Below are 19,759 nucleotides of genomic sequence, written 5' to 3' on the forward strand. Positions count from 1 at the left end.
AAATGTGATGTAACAAATGTATAAATCATAGCTAAAGACGTATCAAGTGGATCCGATGAGCCTGATGAATTTGATTCAGGGGAGGGTGAGAAGAAAATTAGAACTTCTAGTTCAGCTGAGATCACAGTTGAGGAGTACTGGCAGGCCTTCTACGTGAATAACAAAGTGCTATTCTATCAAGGAAAGGGAATAGGTGGTGCAGAACTTTTTGATAATAATGGAGATATATCCACGACAAAGGAGGATTCCTGGAAGTTTTCCCGAAATAGCAGCTACCGAGCCGGTGTTTCTAGGACACTAGTGAAAGCTACACTTAAGCCGGGAAACATCAATGTGGACCGTCAGAACAGATCAACCAATTTCAAGCTGGGGATGTCCTCTATTGGAGTACTTACACACGTGGGGGTCATGCGGGAGGAGGAAAGCCGGAAATACGGCCGCGTCTCGGACGATATAGCCATCTCCGAGGACTACATGGGCCAGCACACGATAACCCTGAACATCACGATGGGTCAGAGCTTTAGGCAGCCTGATCTCACCGACCTACCATGGCTCGAGTGCTGCTTCGGCGGCGATATCGAGGGCGGGTCTGACAGCTGGAGGCCGCCTCAGTGGGATGGGAGCAGGGCATCGAGCGATCGCATCTTCAGCGCTGAGCCCTGATCAAGGCTGTAGCTCTCTGTCAGATGCACTCCTGTGCAGATCTTCCGGATGGTTGAGCTCTGACTTTGCTGTACAGCAGCATCGCGCATCCTTTCGGATCCTATGCTGTGTTGAATAATTAAGAGCTCTAAGGTCGAGAGCTATTGATTTTTACTAGGATTGCAATTCGTATGAATCCAGCCTATGCTATCGGATTCTCAAACATTATTCAACACAGCAGGATCCTGGGAATGTATTAATATACATCCTCTCAGACCTTGATCACATGATAGAGATTACAGATGCGGCCGCGATGGTCATGAAGGATCATCTCGTTCCGGGGAAGGTCGTGAGGATGTTTCTTGCAGCTATTGACGAGACCGGCGCGAACTACGGGCTCGCGGTGACTGATCCATATGAGAACGATGTCCTATTCGAGAGCAACGGGATAACGATACACATGAGCCCTGAGGATGCTGAGATCCTGAGCGAGACGATAATCGACTTCATCGACGACCCGGATATGGGCAGGGGCTTCATAATCTACGGGCCTGGCGACGAGTCCTGCGGATGCGGCCATCACGAACATGATCACGGCTGCGGATGCCACTGATCTGTGAGTCGTCTGCTCCGGGGCGATAAGCATGAGCGCTCTTGTCACCGGAGGTGCTGGATTCATAGGCTCCAACCTGGTCGAGGAGCTTCTCAGAGAAGGAGAGGATGTCATAGTTCTCGATAACCTCCACACAGGCAGCCTGAGGAACCTCGATGGTCTGGATGTGGAGATCGTTATGATGAGCTGCAACGACATCCCGCGCCTTGATGTTAACGCTGATATGATTTTTCATCTGGGAATACCATCATCATCTCCGATGTACAAGGAGAACCCGTTCCTCCTGGGCGAGGCGCTGAACGGTTTCATCGCAGTGATGGAGCTCGCGCGGAGGTGCTGCGCCAGGGTCGTCTACGCATCCACCTCCTCCCTTTACAACGGCCTGGAGCCGCCGCATCGCGAGGATATGACGATAAGGGTGACGGATTACTACACAGAGGCCAGGCTCGCGATGGAGCGGATCGCCGAGCTCTACAGGAAGCTTTACGGCGTCAGCTCCCTGGGAATGAGGTTCTTCTCCGTTTACGGCCCGAAAGAGGAGTCGAAGGGGCGGTACGCGAACATGGTCACCCAGTTCCTGTGGGGGATGATGAAGGGCGAGGCGCCTGTGATCTACGGAGACGGCTCCCAGACCAGGGACTTCATATACGTGAAGGATGTCGTGCGCGCCCTGATGCTCGCTATGGACTCAGATTACAGCGGAGTTCTCAACGTCGGCACCGGCAGGGCCCACAGCTTCAACAATGTGGTGCGAACCCTGAGCAGGAGGCTCGGAGTTGAGATGAGGCCGAGGTACATTGAGAATCCGATAAGGAACTACGTGCAGCACACCCTGGCTGACACCAGAGCTGCCAGGGAGATTCTCGGGTTCCAGGCGGAGCACGACCTGGAGAGCGGGATCGCCGAGCTGATCAGATACTACAGAGCGTCAGCAACTCCGGCCTAAAGACCGGAGTTTGCGCTCTGAAATCTGCAGCTCACAGGCCTTCGGGGCGGGTGATGAAGAGGTCCCCGAAGAGCTGCTCCTGCTCGAGCCATATCTGCTTCCTCTGAGCCATGAAGAGCAGCGCAAGGTAGTTCATTATCCTGTCGCCCTCGATATCCTTGAGCTCGACCCTCTCCTTTATGCTCAGCATATCCTCTATCACAGGGGATAGCATCTTTATCCTCTCCTCGACGCCCTCCTCGTGGGAGAGGTCAAGTATCTCATCCTCAGGCTCCTCGAGTCGCTGGCGTATCGCCCTCTTCCTTCCGATCATCTCGGCCTTTTTGAGCTCCGCTATCAGCTCGTCAAGTGTGACAGGTCGCCTGGTGCGGCGGCGCACAGGCGGCTGGGGGAGTGTGTACGCCATCTCCTCCGCGGTCTCCACAGGAGCCTCCGCTATCTCCTCCTCTTCCTCCTGTTCCTCCATCGCGTCGGACTTCATTCTGAGGAGGATCGCGGCGTAAAGAAGTGTCCTGGCAGGTATCCGCAGATCCCTCTGCGCCAGCGACTCGACGTACTCCAGGAACCTCTCGGTGGTCCTGACTATATCCACATCCCAGGGGTCGAGCTCTCCCCTCCTGGCAAGCTCGACCAGCACCTCGGCCGGGTCGCTCATCTCCAGACCCGCGTACGAATCAGGGTTCAGCTCAGACATATGCCGGTCACGCTGCTGATGTTCTTATCCTGCATTGAGACTCCGATCGTGTAGCTGGCCTGCTGTATCATGGGGCGCCTCAGCGAGACCACTATGAACTGCGCATCCCTGGAGATCCTCCTGATGAGCTTCGCCACGCGCTCCACGTTCGCCCCATCAAGGAACATGTCGATCTCGTCCATGGCATAGAACGGGGCAGGCCTGAACCTCTGGATTGCGAATATCAAAGAGAGCGCGGTGAGGCTCTTCTCCCCACCAGACATCGCCTCAAGCCTGTGGAAGACCTTGCCAGCGGGCCTCGCTCTTATGGTCATGCCTCCACTCAGCGGATCATCAGGGCATTCGAGCACGAGCTCTCCATCTCCTCCTGAGAGCTCGTTAAAGATCTCCCTGAAGTTCTGATTCACAGCAGCAAAGCAGCTCATGAAAGCATCTTTCTTGAGCTGATCATAGCGCTCCAGCTTCTCTATGATCCCCTCCCTCTCCCTGTGGAGGACCTCCCTCCGATCGCTCAGGTTGCGGAACCTCTTCTCAACTCGCTCGTACTCATCTATGGCGAGCATGTTGACGGGCTCGAGCGCTGCCATCTCCTCCTCCAGGGCTCTGATCTTCGCAGCTATCGTCTCGCTCTTCGGAGGAGTCTCGGAGGGATCGATTCCTGCGCTCTCTATCTCTGATCTGAGCGTCTCCATCCTGCCGGCGATCTCCTCTCTGGCTTTGGATACGGCCATGAGCCTTGCATCGAGACGCTCGATGCCTCTCTCCACACCGCCGATCTCGCGCTCCTTGCCGATTATGCTCTCAAGAATGGACCCCCTCTCCCCCTTCAGGCCGCTGAGTTCCATGTCGAGATCCTTCTCTCTTTTCATCATCTCATCAAGTGCAGCCCTGAGCTCCTCTATGCTCGATAGAGCTGTGCTCCGGCGCTGGATGGCATCGCTCTTCTTCGACTCCATCATATCCTTGGTGCGCAAAAGCTCATCCAGCCTGCTCCTCAGTCTCTCCTCTTTCAGCCTGCAGCGCATCATCTCGGAGTCCAGATCCATGATCCTCGACTCGAGCCTCCTGATCTCGCCCTCTATCTGCTCCGCCCGCTCCATCAGCTCAGGGATCCTGGAGCCCTGCATCTCATGCTCCAGCCTCTCCCTGGCGCCACCCTTCTCCGAGATGAGAGACTCGAGCTCCTGTATCTCCTGCTCCAGCGCTGTGAGCCTGCTCCTCCACTCCTCGCTGCTCCTCTCGATCTCTGAGAGCCTGGACTTGCGCTCACCGATGTGCCGCTCCATTCTGCCTCTAAGCGATCGCTTCTCCTCCAGAAGGAACGTCCTCCTCGAGATCTCCTTGTCCAGGGATTCGAGTTTCCTGTTTATCGATGATATCTCCTCCTCGATGGAATCGAGCTTCTCGAGCAGCTCGCTCCTACTGCTTTCAGTTGCCGATATCCGCTCCGATATCCCCACAAGCCTCCTGCTCTCCTCTGCAGCGAACTTCAGGCGTGATGTGTAGTGGCCCCCTGTCATAGCCCCGCTCCGCTCGATCAGATCTCCATCCAGGGTCACCATTCTGTACCTTCCGATCATCCTCCTGGCGGTATCGAGATCCTCAACGACAAGCGTATCCCGGAAGACGTACCAGAAGGCAGGATAAAATCGATCGTCGAACCTTATCAGGTTCAGGGCGAAGTCCACGACCCCTGGAGCGTCTGGAACTCCAGGCAGCGATCCGACCTCCATTTTGTTGAGCGGCAGAAAGGTCGCCCTGCCAATCTGGGATCTCTTGAGGTAATCTATCGCGGCAGCTGCATCCTCATCGCTCTCCGCGACCACGCTCTGGAGCCTCGCGCCTGCCGCAACCTCAAGCGCTGCAGCGTACCGCCTGTCCACCTCCCCAAGCTCCGCGATAGTGCCGCAGAGGCCATGGAGTATGCCCCGTTTCATCGCAGATCTCACTGCCTCCACCGCTCTGCTGTAGCCGGATCTCTCCTCGGCTGCCCTGACCTGGGCTTCGACCCTCGCGTACTCATTCTGCAGCCTCTGAAGGCTCCTGTCGAGCTCGGCCAGCTCCCTGCGGAGGCTGAGCCTCATCGCCTCCAGCTCCTCTTTCCTCTTATCGAGATCCATCGCCTCTGAGGCGAGCGACTCGACCTCGGCCTCGAGCCTCTCAGACTCTGTGGATGCGGCGGAGATGCTGCTCAGCGCCTCGGTGATCTCTGTGGCGATCTCCTCCTTCTCCATTGAAGCCCTGCGGATCGCGTCGAGAAGTCGATCCCTCTCTCTGACCCTCTCTCCGACCTTTGAACGAATCTCTTCAATTTCTTTAAGCAGGTTGGTCAGCTCTTCCCTGTATTTTGCGAACCTGCTATCGGCATCTGATATGGCAGATCTGAGCGATGAGAGCTGGGATCTCTGCTCGTCCAGCTCCCCCTGGAGGCCAGCTCTCCTGACAGCCTTGTCACTGAGCTGCTCTGAGATCGATGCCATCTCCGTTCGCACCCTGTCCATCTCGATAAAGCACTGGCTCAGCGATCTCTCTGCCTCCCTTATATCAGCATCAGAGGCCTCGATCCTCGTCTCCTCTCTTGCGATCCTGCCCCGGATCTCCTCGATCTCTCGCCTCACCCTGAGCTGCTCGTCCTCTCCCTTGTGGCTGATCTCGCCCTCCACAGCCTTCAGCCTCTCCTCCAGGGCCCTCAGCTCCTCTCTTCCTGCCTCAAGCCTGTCCAGAATCTGGGCCTTCTCTGATGTTATGGATGCGATCTCTCTCTCGAGCGTACTGAGCTCCGCCTCGGACTCCTTAAATCTGGCAAGCAGAAGGTATGCCTCCTGCCTCTTTCTCTCCTCGCGGCAAGCCCTGTACCTCAGAGCCCTGTCGCGTTCCGACTGCAGCCGTCTGAGCTGCTGGCCAACCTCCTCGAGTATGACATCCACGCGAGCGATTCTCTCCCTGACGACATCGAGCTCGGCCATGGCGCGCTGCTTCTTCTCCTCGAACTCGGAGACTCCGGCTATCTCATCGATGATCCTTCTCCTCTCTGTGGGGCCCATCTCGATTATCCTCGTGACATCCCCCTGCAAAACCACGTTGTAGCCCTCAGGGGTTATGCCCGCTCTCGCCAGATGCTCCTGGAGCTCTGCCTGGGTGCAGGACCTGCCGTTCAGGTAGTGCTGCGCGTGGTACCTGTCTCCGTTGACCCTTATGCGCCTCGTTATAACAACCTCGTCGCTGTCCACAGGCATGGTTCTTGTGCTGTTGTCGAGCCTCACAGTCACCTCTGCGAAGTCCGGGGCTCTCCCATCATCTCCGCGGTATATGAGATCTGGCAGCCTCTCGGCACGCATCGCCCTGGAGCTGGTGAGGCAGAGCGAGAAGAGCAGGGCGTCTATGATGTTCGATTTTCCGCTTCCGTTGGGGCCGGTGATGACTATGAAGTCCTTTTTAAGCTGTACGAGAGCCCTTCTGCCGAACGATTTGAAGTTCTTGAGCTCGATCTCCTTGATATGCAATTCTGCCTCCCAGTGCGAATATCATGGTATCATTGCCAGGCTTATCGTCTTTATAGGCGTGTCAGCATCAGATCAGCGGAAAGTAGTAACTCTTCGGGGTTCTCACTATCGCTCCGAGCTGCTGTGCCCTCACCCACGGATCGTCTGATAGATACAGCGGCGAGAGTGGCATATCCTCCAGGGTGGCATACTTGCTCCCGTTCAGGTTCACGATCGCGCCGAGCGGCATCTCACCGAGCCAGTCTGATGTCAGGTTTGTGTAGTTCACAGTCATATCCGGAGCTAGCCTGCCCCCTACAATCTTCTTGCCCTTTGGAGCCCCTCCCCAGCTCCAGAGGTCGTTCACCTGGTCCGACTCCACAGGTGGCTCATTGTACCTGAGGAAGTTCTGGAGCCATGCCCGTCCAAATTCCCCGCCAACCTGCTGGCCGGATACCGGAACGAATGAGCCTTCAGACCCGGTCTGTGCTGCAACAACCCCGGCAACCAGACCGATCATGAGCATAGGGACAATCATTCTGATGAACGCCCTGATCATGCAAAACCCCCCTGAAACGATACCACCAAATCACCCAGATAAAGGCATCATCTGATCGAAAGTGCAGATGTGATTGATGACGTATAGATTTGTCGGTTAAGCCAACATCAACACCTGTGATCCTGATCGGTGTCTTGAGTTCGATCGCGCTCATTCGTTGGAGCCACAGCCTTCGGAAAGCATGTCGTGTACCCGCATCATTGAGTTCAGGCACGCGACTGTGTGGAGGGCTTGCGTTTAACAGCTTGGAGTTTTTGCAATCTCGGTTCTTGTACTTTTATCCTTGAGATCTGCAGCATGAGATCTCGCGGGATCGAGATCTTTAATGCCGGTGAATGAGGATCACTCTATGAGCGATTCACAGCATCTCTTTGGCGAGATGCAGTTGCAGGGATGCTGTTATGCCTTCAGCTCCATTCCCGCAGTGACAGGGCAGTGAGCACATTTATATCCTTTATATACTACCTTTATATACCCCTACGTTTAAAAACCTCTCCAGGAGATGCGCGATATGGAGTCCACAATAAATATCGAGAACGTGGTGGCATCCACAAAGCTTGCTGATGAGTTCGATCTCGTCAAGATCGAGTCCGAGCTTGAAGGCGCTGAGTACAACAAGGAGAAGTTTCCCGGGCTTGTTTACAGGGTCAAGTCACCAAAGGCAGCTTTTCTGATTTTCACATCCGGCAAGGTTGTCTGCACCGGCGCCAAGAATGTGGAGGATGTAAGAACGGTCATCACCAACATGGCCCGGACGCTGAAATCGATAGGGTTTGATAACATCAACCTCGAGCCGGAGATCCACGTTCAGAATATTGTGGCCTCCGCAGATCTCAAGACAGATCTCAATCTCAACGCCATCGCACTCGGACTCGGGCTTGAGAACATAGAGTACGAGCCCGAACAGTTCCCCGGCCTGGTCTACAGGATCAAGCAGCCCAAGGTGGTGGTGCTCATATTCAGCTCTGGAAAGCTGGTCGTGACAGGCGGGAAATCCCCGGAGGAGTGCGAGGAGGGCGTGAGGATTGTGAGGCAGCAGCTCGAGAACCTCGGCCTGCTCTGATGAATGAGCATCTGTTTGGTGTGGCAATCGATCAGATCTCAGATACTTATCAGATCGCTGAGAAACATCAGTCCCAGGAAGGCGTGATTCTTTGGATCTCTTCGGGAAAAAGCGCTATCAGGAACGCATCGCCGAGCTGGAAAGCGCGCTCCAGGATCTGACTCGCGAGAGGGATGAGCTTAAGCGCGCGCTTGAAAAGCGTGAGGAGCGCCTGAAGAGGATCACAAGCGCCTATCAGGAGGCGAGGCGCGCCCTGAAGGATGCGGAGCTCAGGCTAAGAGAATCCGAATATCGTTCTCCTGAGGAGCCCTCTGCGGCTCCTGGTGTTCAGAGGCTCTCTCCAAGGGAGATGAAGAGGCTGCTCAGGCGGCTCGATAACATAGAATCCAAAGATGAGGATATCCTGAGCGAGTATCGCAAACCGGGAGAGAACCTGGAGAGCGCTCCTGAGGCGGCTCTCCCCAGGTCGCTGAAGGCCCTGGCGTCTGAAAGGGGCATCTCCCTTCTCACCCTTCCTGATGTCTTCACGCTCTTAATCGTGCCACCTCTCCCCTTCGGTTCTGGGGGCATGACCAGAGGGCAGAGGTTCGATCTCTCTCCCATTCGTGATATCATGGAGACGGCTGTGCTCCTCGTATCGGCGCATGCCGGCGAGAGCATGATCATGCTCTCTTTGGGAGCAGATCACCTTGAGGCATTTGAGGTTGTGAGGACGCCTGTCAAGGAGAAGCACTCTAAGGGAGGATGGTCGCAGCGGAGGTTCGAGAGGCTCAGGGAGGAGGACATAAGGAGGCATGGAGAGCATCTCAGGGAGAGTGTGGAGAAAGCAGCTGAGCGATACGCTCCGCTTGTAAAATACGCGGTTTTGAGCGGCGAGCCTGAGCTTATCAGGCATTTGCATCAGTGCTTCAGACTGCCTGTGATAAGAGCCAGGCTGGGCAAGCATGATGAGCGGAACCCGGAGAGGACGCTTGAGGAGCTGTACACATTCACGCTCTTCAGAATGTAGAGCCGCATGCTATCGATCCTGGTGATGCAAGCACATACTCCAGGATCGTTGCTGTGGTAAGTATCAAAACTCTGGAGATCTACCTGCTATCATGGAAGAGATAGAGCTGGAGCGCAGGGCATCGTCGCATGATACGGAGCCGGAGGTGCTCGAGGAGCTCTCGAGATCGATCTCATGGCGGGTCAGGCGTGCGGTGGGATGGAACCCCTCGACCCCCGTCGAGGTCCTGAAAGCCCTCTCGAGGGACAGGGTTCAGTGGGTCAGGGAGGCTGTCGCAGGTAACCCAAATACACCTCTTGATGTCCTGGAGATGCTCGCCAGGGATCCGGATGGATATGTGCGGTCGGCGGTTGCTCTGAATACGGCCACACCGGAGAGACTGCTATCAGAGCTCTCCGAAGATGAGATGGTCGAATTCGATACCACAAATGAGCGGCTGCGCTACATAGTCATGGAGGCTGTGGCGAAGAACCCGAGGACGCCAGATAATGAAATAGTCCGGCTCTCAGCCAGCCAGAGCGATGATGTGAGAGCTGCAATCGCATCGAATCCGAGTGTGCCGGTGAAGATCATAGAGAAACTCTCCCGGGATCAGAGCTGGCTGGTCAGGTACAGGGTCGCCCGGAATCCCCTGACTCCACCGGAGGTTCTAGGCCGTCTGGCGGATGACAGGATCACGGATGTGAGGGTTGCGGTCGCATCGAACGTGAGATCGCCTCCTGATTTGCTGATCGCGCTCTCCAGAGACAGAATGGTCGAGGTCAGGCGCGCTGTGGCTGAGAACCCGTCCACACCTGTGGTGGCGCTGGAGGCTCTCTCAGAGCACTGGTCTTTTCTGGTCAGGGAGGCGGTTGCGAAGAACAGATCCACGCCAGAGTTCATCATGGAGAGGCTCAGCAGCGATCCGGATCCAAGCGTCCAGAAGGCCGCGAGGGAGCGTCTGAAAGATCGCTCTGCGTGAATGCCCCAGAGGGACGTTCGAGAGCTGGCAGATGAGATGACTCGAAGGAACATCAAAACTGCACACTCAATCTGAGCCCAGCGATGCCCTCTGGGTTCCCAGCATCCGCTATCCTTGGGCCATGCCACTTTCAGAGAAATGGGAGACGCTGAAGGGCTATCCGACTCTGAGAAAAATGGAGCGCCCGATGCGGGCGCTGCTTCACATCTTCAGGCGTTTCTTCAGCTCCTCCAGCTCTCCTGTCCGGTAGAGATACACACCGATTCCAGCGAGCAGGATTATCAGCAGGGCCACGGCCCAGACGAGCCATCCGCCCTTTGCCTCCTCGACGGACACGGTCTTCTGGATGCCCTCCACCTCGAAGGTGTAGACGCCAGGCTCCTTCGGCCTGTACTCAAACGAGACCTTCTCGATCTCTCCGGGCCTCACAGTGACGCTCTTGTTTCCTGTGACGTTCTTGTTCACCATAAGCTGTATCTGCTTGGAGTCGGGAGACTTTCCTGTGTTCTGGACCTCGGCGACGATCTTCAGCGGCTTACCGGCGATCGCATCTCCGGTGACGTTCATGCTGACGACGCTGATCGGAGAGAGCACCTTCACGCTCTTAGTCGCCCTGTCGTAGCCTGCTGCCTCCACAGATATCGTGTGGTCCCCGGTCTCGTTTAGCGATACGGATACAGATCCCTTGCTGTCCGTCCGTCCAGCAGGCACACCGTCTAAGCTCACGTTCGCTCCCTCTATCGGCTGGGTGGCATTTGCGCCGCCTTTGACGGTCACAACAAAGGTCTCGCCCCTCATGACCTCCGGGGGTGCTGTTATCACGAGCCTCCTGAGCTCAGCCTCTGACCTCACCAAGAGCGTTCCGCTCGCGTCCTCGTATCCTGACAGCTTCGCCTGGACCTGAACGCTTCCAGCCCTCTCAGGCGTGTATCTTACCATTCCGCCTGCATCTGTGGTGCCGATCTCCTTGCCGCCGACAAGCACCTTGGCTCCGCTGACCGCTTTTCCGCCGGATGTGACCTGGATCATTATCGGCTTGCCAACGATCGCCTCAGTCAGGTTGAGCCTGAGCGGCTCAGTCTTGCCAACGCGCAGCGCTATCGGGCAGAGGTTTCTCTCCGGATTGTCAGCCACCCTGAACTTCAGGTTGCCCATGATCTCGATATCCTTGCCCCTGCCGAGGCTTATCGAGCCGTCGTTCTTCATCGTTATGCCATCATCGGAGAGCGAGTCCACCTCCATCTTGCCATGCTTGTCCCCTTCCTCCACAGACTCAGGCGTATCAGAGACCTGGAATATGCCATCGACAGTCGCCAGATCCGCCTCTCTGCCGCGGAAGACGTTGCTTATGTGCGCCGCGATTATCGGGACGTCCTCTGAGCTTATCCTGACCTTGTATGTGTATGTCGATGACTTGAGATCTCCTGATGCAGGTGTGACGACCTTGCTGTCCACCTCATCCCCGTCCTTCGTTAGGGAGAGCCAGACCTTGTTCCCGTCGAGATCCACCTCTTTGATCTGGAGCTCGTAGCCGTCCTCAAGTGGCAGAACTGATCCGGAGGATATCGTGCGCTCCTCGTCGCTGTCTATCAGGACCTTTCTGAGCTCGCCGTTGTTTATGATGCTGAACTCATCTGTGAAGAGTGTTGCGTTGTTGTAGCCAGCGAAGTACTTGTCTGCCATGAATCCGATGACATCGTACTTGCCCCAGCCATCGAACTTGAACTCCACAGGCTGCGGAGATGTCTCGTACTTAAGATCCCCGTCCTCGATCTTGCTTCCGGAGAACTTCGCGACGAGCTTCTCAGTCCCGATGTCATCATCTATATCGTAGTAGAACCCCTCGAAGTTGTAGGGGGTCCATGTGAAGCTCTCGACCTTGTTTGGATTTACCACACTTCCTCTGACCTCGTAGGTTCCTGTCCTCTCGACAACAGGCGCAAATCTGAGAATATCAGAGTCTGCAACCTGCAGTCCCACACCACCCATCAGCCTGACCGTGGTGCCCTTTCTCAGGGTGACCGAATCCTCGTTCTCCAGCTCGATTCCGGAGTCTGAGACAGACACCACCTTCATCTTCTCGTACTTGTCCCCCTCCTCGACAGAGGCATATGTATCTGATATCTGGAAGAGCCCATCTATCGTGACAAGGCTGGACTCTGCTCCAGCGAAGACGTTCGAGACATGGGCCATTATGATCGGAACATCCTTGCCGCCGATCTTCTCCTTGTACATGTACGTGGCGCTCTTCAGGCTGTCAGGGGATATGACCTTGCTATCAATCTCTTCACCATCTTTTGCGAGCGCGAGATGGACCTTGTTGCCGTTGATGTCTATCTCCTTGATCCTGAGCTCGTAGCCCTCCTCCAGTGGGAGGACCGAACCCGAGGTGATGGTCTTCTCATCATCGCTGTCTATCAGAACCTTTCTGAGCTGGTTCTCATTGATCAAGCTCGCATCATCAACTACCTCTGTTTCAGAGTAGCCTGCGAAGTACTTCTCCGCCATGAAGCCGATGACCTGATACTTGCCCCAGTCATCGAACTCGAAGTCGATCTCCTGGACGTCGCTGGTGTATCTTATATTCCCGGAGTCGATGGCCCTGTTGTATCTGTCTCCAGAACGGCTCAGGCTGACGGTCAGCTTCTCGGTGCCGACCGCATCATCGAGATCGTAGAAGAATCCTGAGAACGTCTGTGGCGTCCATGTGTACGTCTCAGGCATGCCCTCTCTCCAGATCCTGTCTGTGAACTCCTCCTCTGCGACCTCATTTACAACCTCTTCAGGGGCCTCTTCCGTTACATTCTCCGCCTCTGTTATATTTTCAGCCAGCGTTATGTTCTCCCCGGTCACGTTCTGAAGGGTGATATTCTCCATCGAGATATTTGCCATCGTGAGGTTTGTGGGCAAGCTCAGGTTCTGGCCGACCGCCAGGCTCGCGTTTGATGCAGCGCTCGCTGAGCTCATGTTCGATGTGAGGTTTCCTTCAGGAACCAGACCTTCGGGGGTCACGACTGCAGAGAGATTGGAGACGAGGGCTGCGCCTGCAGCCGCGCTGGTATTTGATGCTGTGCTCTGAGCGGTCTTGTTCTGCTCTATCGCAGAGCTAATGTTCTCTGCGCCAGCTACTTCGAGAGCTTTCTGCTCTGCGGTCGCATTGGATTCGGACGTTACATTCTTTTCCGCATCCTTAGCTTCAGCACTCGCTGTGAGGTTCCTGGAGCCAAGGGAGACCGGAGTTCTCGCTGTGTTGTTCCCAAGCCTCTTGAATGTCACAGTTATACCGCTGGAGGAGGTGTCTGTGGAGAAGAAATCATCATGCTGTGCAGATGCCGTTGTCACTGACTGCTCAGCCGATCCATTCTCTGTTGCATTCTCCGCCACACCTCCTGATAAAAATCCAGCTGATATGACGATGAGAGCGATAACAAACAAACTTTTGCAGTACATGAACACCTCCCATCCAGTATTCATTTGTTTACCGTATATATATTTTATGCAAATGTATTTTCATACACGGCGCTTTTGTGTATCTGTTTCGTACTGCTTATTATACTCTGTGGCACGTGCGGATGCCTGAGCAGATGGGCTCTTGGTCTTATGTTACGTCTCTGAGATCTATTGTGCGCATCCGGAACATGTTGTTCTATATTTGTATGTCATTGGGGTCGTGTATCCTTATCATGGAGTTCAGATGCAGACGGCCCTGTGGTATTTGCGTGGCATCATGCAAGTTCACGCTGAATCCTGACAGCCCATTCAGTTATGCCGGCTCGTCGATGTTGTTGTGTCGTATCATCAAGAACAAGGGAGTGTGACCGCATGGAATTCACAAGGCGCTGTCGCTGAGGATATCGATTCCTGGCAGGAGAGCGTGGAGATCGCAGCAGGACATTCTCTTAAAATTTATTTGTCTTCGTGAAAGGAATCTGGATTAAGCTTATATCTCCTCATGACGCCTGGAGTATAGATGAAGCTGCCTGGCACAGCAACGCAGCCTGAGAACATACAGATAGCGATGGGCAAGCTGGATATAAGGAAGGGAATGACCTTTCTCGATATCGGCTGCGGCTCGGGTGCGGTCTCACTTGCAGCATCGCGATACACAGAAAAGATCTATGGAATAGACAGGCGGCACGAGGCTGTTGAGGCGTCGAGATCCCTGGTGCCGTTTGGCAATTTCATATGCGGAGAGGCAGTCGATATCATACCTGGACTCCCTGAGGTCGACAGGTGCTTCATCGGCGGCACAAGGGACATCGAGAGATTTCTTCCTGCATTGAGGGAGAGGGCAGCTCCTGGTCTCAGGCTCGTCGTCGACGTCGCGAGGATAGGCATGGCAGCAAAGGTGGCAGGGCTCGTCGAGGATCTCTTCACGCTTGAGGAGGTTCTCCAGATAAACATATCCAGAGGCTATCGGCTAGCAGGAGACATAGCCTTAAAGCCTGTGAATCCCATCTTCATGATAGTAGGAAGAGGGGATTGAATGCTTGTGGGTGTGAGCCTCGGGCCTGGCGACCCTGGCCTGCTGACCCTCAGGGCGATAGAGGTGCTGAGGGCGAGCGAGAAGGTCTTCGCCCCGGGAGAGCTTGCAGCCGAGCTCGCCAGGCCATACTGCGATCCGGAGATACTGGATTTCCCGATGACAGATGACCTCGAAAGGCTTGAGGGGATTTGGGTGAGAAACGCGGACATGGTTGCAAGCTATGCAGAAAAATGCCTCACATCGTTCGCCTGTCTCGGCGATGTCAACACCTTCTCGACATTCTCTCATCTCAGGAGAGTTCTCATGAGGAGGCATCCCGGGATCGAGATCGATACAGTCCCAGGGGTCGGCATAATCCCTGCGGCCGCAGCTCGGTTCGGCATAGGATTTGAGAGATCCTTTCTGGTCTCTGACGGATCCGAGCCTGATGCGGTTCTCAGGCTGAAGGCGACAAGGCCCGCATCGATCGCTGCGGAGCTCCATGCGCAGGGATACAACGAATTCATACTGGGAAGCAGGCTTTACACAGCCGATGAGATGATAGTCAGAGGGGAGATGCCTGAGAGGAGCAGCTACTTCAGCGTGCTCTACGCCAGACGCGTGCGCTGATTACCAGGAGATGTTATGTTGGAGAAGAAAGACGACGGGAACCCGCCGAAGGTCTACTTTGTGGGCGCGGGCCCGGGTGATCCGGAGCTCATAACGCTGAAGGGTTACAGGCTCCTGCAAGATGCGGATCTGGTTATCTACACAGGCTCGCTGATCAACATAGATATTCTCGAGGGCCTCAGGGCTGAGCTCGTCGATAGCAGCAACCTCTCTCTCGAGGAGATAACTGAGAGGATCCTGAGCAGCGTCAGAGCCGGCAAAAAGGTGGTCCGGCTCCACAGTGGAGATCCGTCTCTCTACGGGGCTATCCTGGAGCAGATGAGGCCGCTGGAGGAGTATGGCATTGAGATCGAGGTCGTCCCCGGAGTATCGTCGCTCTTCGCAGCGGCTGCCGCGCTTAAGACGCAGCTCACTCTAAAGGGGGTCTCTGAGTCCCTGATAATCACAAGGCCTGCCGGGACCACCCTTGAGAGGGACGAGATCGGAGGGCTCTCCCAGCACGGAGCTACGATGGCGGTATTTCTCGGCGCTGAGAGGATCAGGGAGATCGTATCTTCTGTGAGGCTCCCGCCGGATACTCCTGTGGCTGTCGTCTACCACGCATCATGGCCCGACCAGAAGATTCTGACCGGGACGCTTGGGGATATAGCTGAGAAGGTCGAGGAGGCCGGCATAAAGAAGAGCGCCCTGATACTGATAGGAGGAGTTGTAAGAAGGGAGGGGTTCAGGAGGTCTCATCTATACAGAAGTCGGTAGCTGTTCTCTTTTTCCCAGGAGACAGGGAAAAGGGAGATCTGCTCTCCAGGAGCCTGAGCTCCGCATACAGGTCCTCCCTTCACACCTACAGAAAGGGCATATTTGAGGAGCTCTTCAGGGAATACGACATGATCCTCGCCCTGATGGCAGTCGGCATAGTAGTCAGGCTGGTATGCCCACTCCTCAGGGATAAGTGGACGGACAAGCCTGTCGTCTCTGTTGATGCATCCCTCAGGACTGCGGTTCCGGTAATCGGAGGCCATCATGGGGCAAATGACCTCGCGATCTACCTCTCGAGGCATCTGGGTATGTACCCAGCGATCACAACAGCTACAGATTCATCAGGGCGACCGAATCTGGAGGGCATAGCATCCGCGCTCGGCTCTGAGATCTTGAACAGAGATGCATCAAGGCATATCAACGCATCCTTCCTCCACCAGGATGTCCCCATCGTGAGGCTGAAGGGCCCCAGGATAGTGATCGTGGATGAGGATGTGGCTGTACTGAAACCAGGAGGGCTGATTGCAGGTCTCGGGGCCAGGAGAGGCACAAGCGCGGATGAGATCCTGAGCGCGATAAGATCTGCGACCGCCGAGGCCGGACGGGATGCATCAGAGGTGAGGGTGATAGCCACATCTATAATCAAGAGCGGTGATCCGGAGATATCTAGGGCTGCCGCAGAACTGGGCGCATCTGTTGTTTACCTGCCTGATGAAGCTCTCAACGCGCAGAGACCGGTGACGCCATCTAGGGCGAGCATGCTCGGCCTCTCAGGGGTCGCGGAGCCAGCGGTTCTGGCCCTGGCAGAGAGGATGATACTGCCGAAGAGGGTATACGGGAGGGTGACAGTTGCCCTCGGAGAGTAAACTCAGCATCGTCGGCATCGGCCCTGGGGATCCTGGGTGCATGACGCTGCGCGCCAGAAGGGCGATAGAGGATGCGGATTTTGTAGTGGGCTACCGCACGTATCTAGATCTCGTGCCATCCCTACTTAAGGATAAGAAGGTCTTTCCGGGAAGGATGGGAGGTGAGGTCGAGCGGGCAAGGCTCGCTGTCGAGCTTCTCGAGGAGGGCTCTGTTGCGCTGATCAGCAGCGGAGACCCGAATGTGTATGGCATGGCGAGCATCGCCATCGAGGTCGCTCTCTCCTCAGTTGATCCATCCAGGGTTGAGGTTGTTCCCGGAGTCACCGCGTTCTCGGCTGCTGCATGCAGGGCAGGAGTGGTCTTCAGGGAGTCTCTGGCTGTCGTGAGCCTCAGCGATCTGCTCACCCCCTGGGAGGAGATCCGGCGCAGGATCATGGTAGCAGCGTCCATGGGAATGCCGCTCGCCTTGTACAATCCCAGAAGCTCCAGGAGGGACTGGCAGCTCGGCGAGGCTCTTGAGATGCTGGAAGATGCTGGAAGAGGTGGGGATACAGTCGTCGTCGCGAGGAATGTCTCCCGCGATGGTGAGTCGATATGGAGAAGCACCGTGGATGAGGTGCATCGCCATGCGGGAGAGATAGATATGCTCACCCTCATGATAATAGGAGGGATCCACGGAGCGGTCTCTGGCAGAGGGATATCAATAGCCGGCGTGGGTCCCGGAAGCGTCGATAACCTCACGCATGAGGTTGTGGAGAGAGTTAGCTCTGCAACGCTCGTCCTGGGAGCTGAGATGCATCTCGAGTGCATAAAGGAGATAATCGGAGGAGATGTTTTCACGGGCACAGGAAGCCGTGAGGAGAGACAGGTTCAGAGGTTTGAGAGGGCTGTGTGTGAGCTGCAGAGCGGGGGGTCGCCGGTCATCACTGTTGGCGGTGACCCAAGCATATTCAGCGCGGCCGGCCGCTACATCGATCTGGAGGGCCCGCTGAGAATGCTCCCTGGCGTTAGCGCGTTCTCTGCAGCCTCAGCGAGAGCTGGCGCTCCGATCTCGAATGATTTCGTGCTGCTCTCTCGATCGTATACACCAGAGAGACTCTCTTATATTACAGATGCAGGATTCACTGTATTTCTCTACAATGCGAGTGGAGATGTCATAAGAAGCATCTCAGACTGGCTGCCGGGCTCAAGGCCGTGCGCTGTGGCCAGGGATGTGACACGGAGAGAGGAGTTCCTGCAGGTATGCAGTGCGTCCGAGCTTTGGGATCTGCGGCTCGATGGATCCAGGTACACGCTGATAATATCCGGGCCGGGATCCAGGATAAGGGATGGGATGATTGTGGCCACCAGGGGTTATGAGAGAAAGTACTGCGTGAGATGATGGTATGGTCGGGGAAGGACGTGGCCGAGCTCTACCAGAACGGGTTATGAGAGAAAGCACTGTGTGAGATGATGGTATGGAGAGATACTCAGATCTTGGCGCCATGACGCCAGAGGCGTTCGAGATTTCGAGGGCTAGCAGGGAGCTCATCGCCAGGATCGTCGGCGATGAGACACTGGAGGACAAGATCAAGCAGAGGTGCGTCATGGCAACCGGCGACCCGAGCATAGCGGAGAGCCTCAGGTTCGTGATGGATCCGGTGAGGGCTGGATTCAGGGCGCTCGATGAGGGTGCAGACATCTTCGTTGATATAAGGATGGTCGAGGCAGGCATCGTTAAGAAGGGCCACAGGTCGAGGATAAGAACGCTGATAGAGATGGGTGAAGAGATCGCGAGCAGGCTTGGGATCACCAGGGCCTCAGCAGGGGTCATGGCCGCAAAGGATGAGCTCGATGGCGCTGTTGTCGTGATAGGCAACGCTCCTACAGCTTTGCTGGCGCTCTGCGAGATAATGGAGAGAAGAGATGCGATGCCGTCGCTGGTCATAGGGATTCCTGTTGGATTTGTGAGAGCTGCAGAGAGCAAGGAGAGGCTGCGAAAGGTGAAGGTGCCATCGATATCCAACGTCGGCACCAGGGGCGGAACGCCTCTGGCGGTTGCGGCCATGAACGAGATAATCAACATGTACCACCAGGGCATCAGGTGAAACCCATGATGACGTTCCTAATGCGCTGCGGTCTCCGAGTGAGATCCTTTCGGGGATGGTAGGATCTCACTCAATGATCCAAAGGGATTTATCCGGACATCATCTGTATTCGAAGCACTGCTTAGAGGACTGAGATATGCAAGATAGATGCGATAAGGCATGCGACAGGTGTGATGCGCAGGGATCCTGTACGGATGAAATGAGGCGCATGAGGCGGATAAGAAGAAAGATGCTTGTTGGAAGCGGCAAGGGGGGTGTAGGCAAAAGCACGGTGGCAGCATATCTCGCGATCTGGCTGGCGAAGAGGGGATACAGCGTCGGTTTGCTTGATGCGGATATAACGGGACCCAACATACCAAAGCTGCTCGGAATAGAGGACGAGCGCCTCACAGTGGGAGATGACGGCATACATCCTGCGACTGTTGGCAACATCAAGGTCGTATCAATGGCTCTTATACTTCCAACATCCGGGACCTCGGTCGTGTGGCGCGGCCCGATGAAGATGGCAGCCATAAAGCAGTTCATCTCTGATGTCTGCTGGGGGGATCTCGATTACCTGATCGTGGATCTTCCGCCCGGAACGAGCGACGAGCCCATAAGCCTGGTCCAGCTGATACCAGATCTGGATGGCGTTGTGGTCGTCACAACACCCCAGGATGTCGCCATCCTCGATACGCAGAAATCGGTCGACATGTTCAGGAAGATGAATGTGCGCATAATCGGCATGATCGAGAACATGAGCGGTCTCGTATGCCCACACTGCGGAGAGAGGATAGATTCATTCGGATCGGGAAATGGTGCGGTCTCGGCCAGGGATATGGGCGTGGAGTTCCTGGGATCTGTGCCCATTGACCCGGAGCTGGGAATGCTATACAAATATCTTGATGGGACTGAGAGCAGTTCTCCCGGTCTCAGATCGATGGAGATGATAGCCTCTAAGATAGCCCGTGCGCTTGATTGAGATGATCCTGAGGGTCTTCTTCGGC

At 55.6% G+C, this 19,759-nt stretch carries 17 protein-coding genes; 13 read left to right on the plus strand and 4 right to left on the minus strand.

What is annotated here, in order from left to right:
• The first annotated feature begins 408 nt into the window (after window positions 1-408).
• The 3 genes from NQU42_RS06110 to NQU42_RS06120 all read left to right on the plus strand — a co-directional run bounded on the left by NQU42_RS06110 (window position 409) and on the right by NQU42_RS06120 (window position 2,201).
• Window positions 409-663 carry a hypothetical protein gene (locus tag NQU42_RS06110; RefSeq protein ID WP_296609900.1) on the plus strand — a complete coding sequence of 85 codons (255 nt, stop codon included), beginning with the start codon at window positions 409-411 and terminating at the stop codon, window positions 661-663.
• Between the two features lie 265 nt (window positions 664-928).
• The gene (locus NQU42_RS06115) at window positions 929-1,255 is read left to right on the plus strand and encodes an adhesin (RefSeq protein ID WP_296609902.1); all 327 of its coding nucleotides are present in this window, start codon (window positions 929-931) and stop codon (window positions 1,253-1,255) included.
• A 31-nt stretch (window positions 1,256-1,286) separates the two neighbouring features.
• Window positions 1,287-2,201, plus strand: coding sequence for an NAD-dependent epimerase/dehydratase family protein (locus tag NQU42_RS06120; protein ID WP_296609904.1), 915 nt, complete (start codon window positions 1,287-1,289; stop codon window positions 2,199-2,201).
• A gap of 31 nt (window positions 2,202-2,232) precedes the next feature.
• Here the strand turns inward: NQU42_RS06120 and NQU42_RS06125 are convergent, their stop codons facing one another.
• From NQU42_RS06125 to NQU42_RS06135, 3 genes are all read right to left on the minus strand, one after another.
• Window positions 2,233-2,895: a segregation/condensation protein A gene (locus tag NQU42_RS06125; RefSeq protein ID WP_296609905.1), complete on the minus strand. Its 663-nt coding sequence runs from the start codon at window positions 2,893-2,895 to the stop codon at window positions 2,233-2,235.
• Window positions 2,883-6,398: a chromosome segregation protein SMC gene (gene smc, locus NQU42_RS06130; protein ID WP_296609907.1), complete on the minus strand. Its 3,516-nt coding sequence runs from the start codon at window positions 6,396-6,398 to the stop codon at window positions 2,883-2,885. Before smc ends, NQU42_RS06125 begins: the two co-directional genes overlap by 13 nt.
• Before the next feature lie 67 nt (window positions 6,399-6,465).
• On the minus strand, window positions 6,466-6,936 hold the full coding sequence (locus tag NQU42_RS06135) for a hypothetical protein (RefSeq protein ID WP_296609910.1): 471 nt from the start codon (window positions 6,934-6,936) through the stop codon (window positions 6,466-6,468).
• Window positions 6,937-7,447: 511 nt separating this feature from the next.
• Here NQU42_RS06135 and NQU42_RS06140 point away from each other — a divergent pair.
• The 3 genes from NQU42_RS06140 to NQU42_RS06150 all read left to right on the plus strand — a co-directional run bounded on the left by NQU42_RS06140 (window position 7,448) and on the right by NQU42_RS06150 (window position 9,969).
• Window positions 7,448-7,999: a TATA-box-binding protein gene (locus tag NQU42_RS06140; protein WP_011695351.1), complete on the plus strand. Its 552-nt coding sequence runs from the start codon at window positions 7,448-7,450 to the stop codon at window positions 7,997-7,999.
• Between the two features lie 91 nt (window positions 8,000-8,090).
• Complete coding sequence (locus NQU42_RS06145; RefSeq protein ID WP_296609913.1) at window positions 8,091-9,008, plus strand: Vms1/Ankzf1 family peptidyl-tRNA hydrolase; 918 nt, start codon at window positions 8,091-8,093, stop codon at window positions 9,006-9,008.
• A gap of 91 nt (window positions 9,009-9,099) precedes the next feature.
• Window positions 9,100-9,969, plus strand: a complete 870-nt coding sequence (locus NQU42_RS06150) for a hypothetical protein (protein WP_296609915.1) — start codon at window positions 9,100-9,102, stop codon at window positions 9,967-9,969.
• 201 nt (window positions 9,970-10,170) lie between these two features.
• On the opposite strand, the gene NQU42_RS06155 is transcribed toward NQU42_RS06150, so the two are convergent.
• Entirely contained in the window at window positions 10,171-13,443 is a 3,273-nt protein-coding gene (locus NQU42_RS06155; protein WP_296609916.1) for an S-layer protein domain-containing protein, read from the minus strand.
• Between the two features lie 496 nt (window positions 13,444-13,939).
• On the opposite strand from NQU42_RS06155, the gene NQU42_RS06160 reads away from it, so the two are divergent.
• The 7 genes from NQU42_RS06160 (at window position 13,940) to NQU42_RS06190 (ending at window position 19,734) form a co-directional block, all read left to right on the plus strand.
• The gene (locus tag NQU42_RS06160) at window positions 13,940-14,455 is read left to right on the plus strand and encodes a class I SAM-dependent methyltransferase (RefSeq protein ID WP_296609918.1); all 516 of its coding nucleotides are present in this window, start codon (window positions 13,940-13,942) and stop codon (window positions 14,453-14,455) included.
• A complete protein-coding gene (locus tag NQU42_RS06165) occupies window positions 14,456-15,064 on the plus strand; it encodes a cobalt-factor II C(20)-methyltransferase (RefSeq protein WP_296609919.1) in 609 nt (202 codons plus the stop codon).
• A 15-nt stretch (window positions 15,065-15,079) separates the two neighbouring features.
• The gene (cobM, locus tag NQU42_RS06170; RefSeq protein WP_296609921.1) at window positions 15,080-15,820 is read left to right on the plus strand and encodes a precorrin-4 C(11)-methyltransferase; all 741 of its coding nucleotides are present in this window, start codon (window positions 15,080-15,082) and stop codon (window positions 15,818-15,820) included.
• Between the two features lie 53 nt (window positions 15,821-15,873).
• Window positions 15,874-16,686, plus strand: coding sequence for a cobalt-precorrin 5A hydrolase (gene cbiG, locus NQU42_RS06175; protein WP_296609927.1), 813 nt, complete (start codon window positions 15,874-15,876; stop codon window positions 16,684-16,686).
• Window positions 16,670-18,067: an SAM-dependent methyltransferase gene (locus NQU42_RS06180; RefSeq protein ID WP_296609923.1), complete on the plus strand. Its 1,398-nt coding sequence runs from the start codon at window positions 16,670-16,672 to the stop codon at window positions 18,065-18,067. The genes cbiG and NQU42_RS06180 overlap by 17 nt, the downstream gene beginning before the upstream one ends.
• Window positions 18,068-18,143: 76 nt before the next feature.
• Complete coding sequence (locus NQU42_RS06185; protein WP_296609924.1) at window positions 18,144-18,773, plus strand: precorrin-8X methylmutase; 630 nt, start codon at window positions 18,144-18,146, stop codon at window positions 18,771-18,773.
• A 136-nt stretch (window positions 18,774-18,909) separates the two neighbouring features.
• Entirely contained in the window at window positions 18,910-19,734 is an 825-nt protein-coding gene (locus NQU42_RS06190; RefSeq protein ID WP_296609926.1) for an Mrp/NBP35 family ATP-binding protein, read from the plus strand.
• Window positions 19,735-19,759 lie beyond the last annotated feature (25 nt).

This window comes from Methanothrix sp. (genome assembly GCF_024518575.1).
In the GTDB taxonomy this organism is placed as follows: domain Archaea; phylum Halobacteriota; class Methanosarcinia; order Methanotrichales; family Methanotrichaceae; genus Methanothrix_B.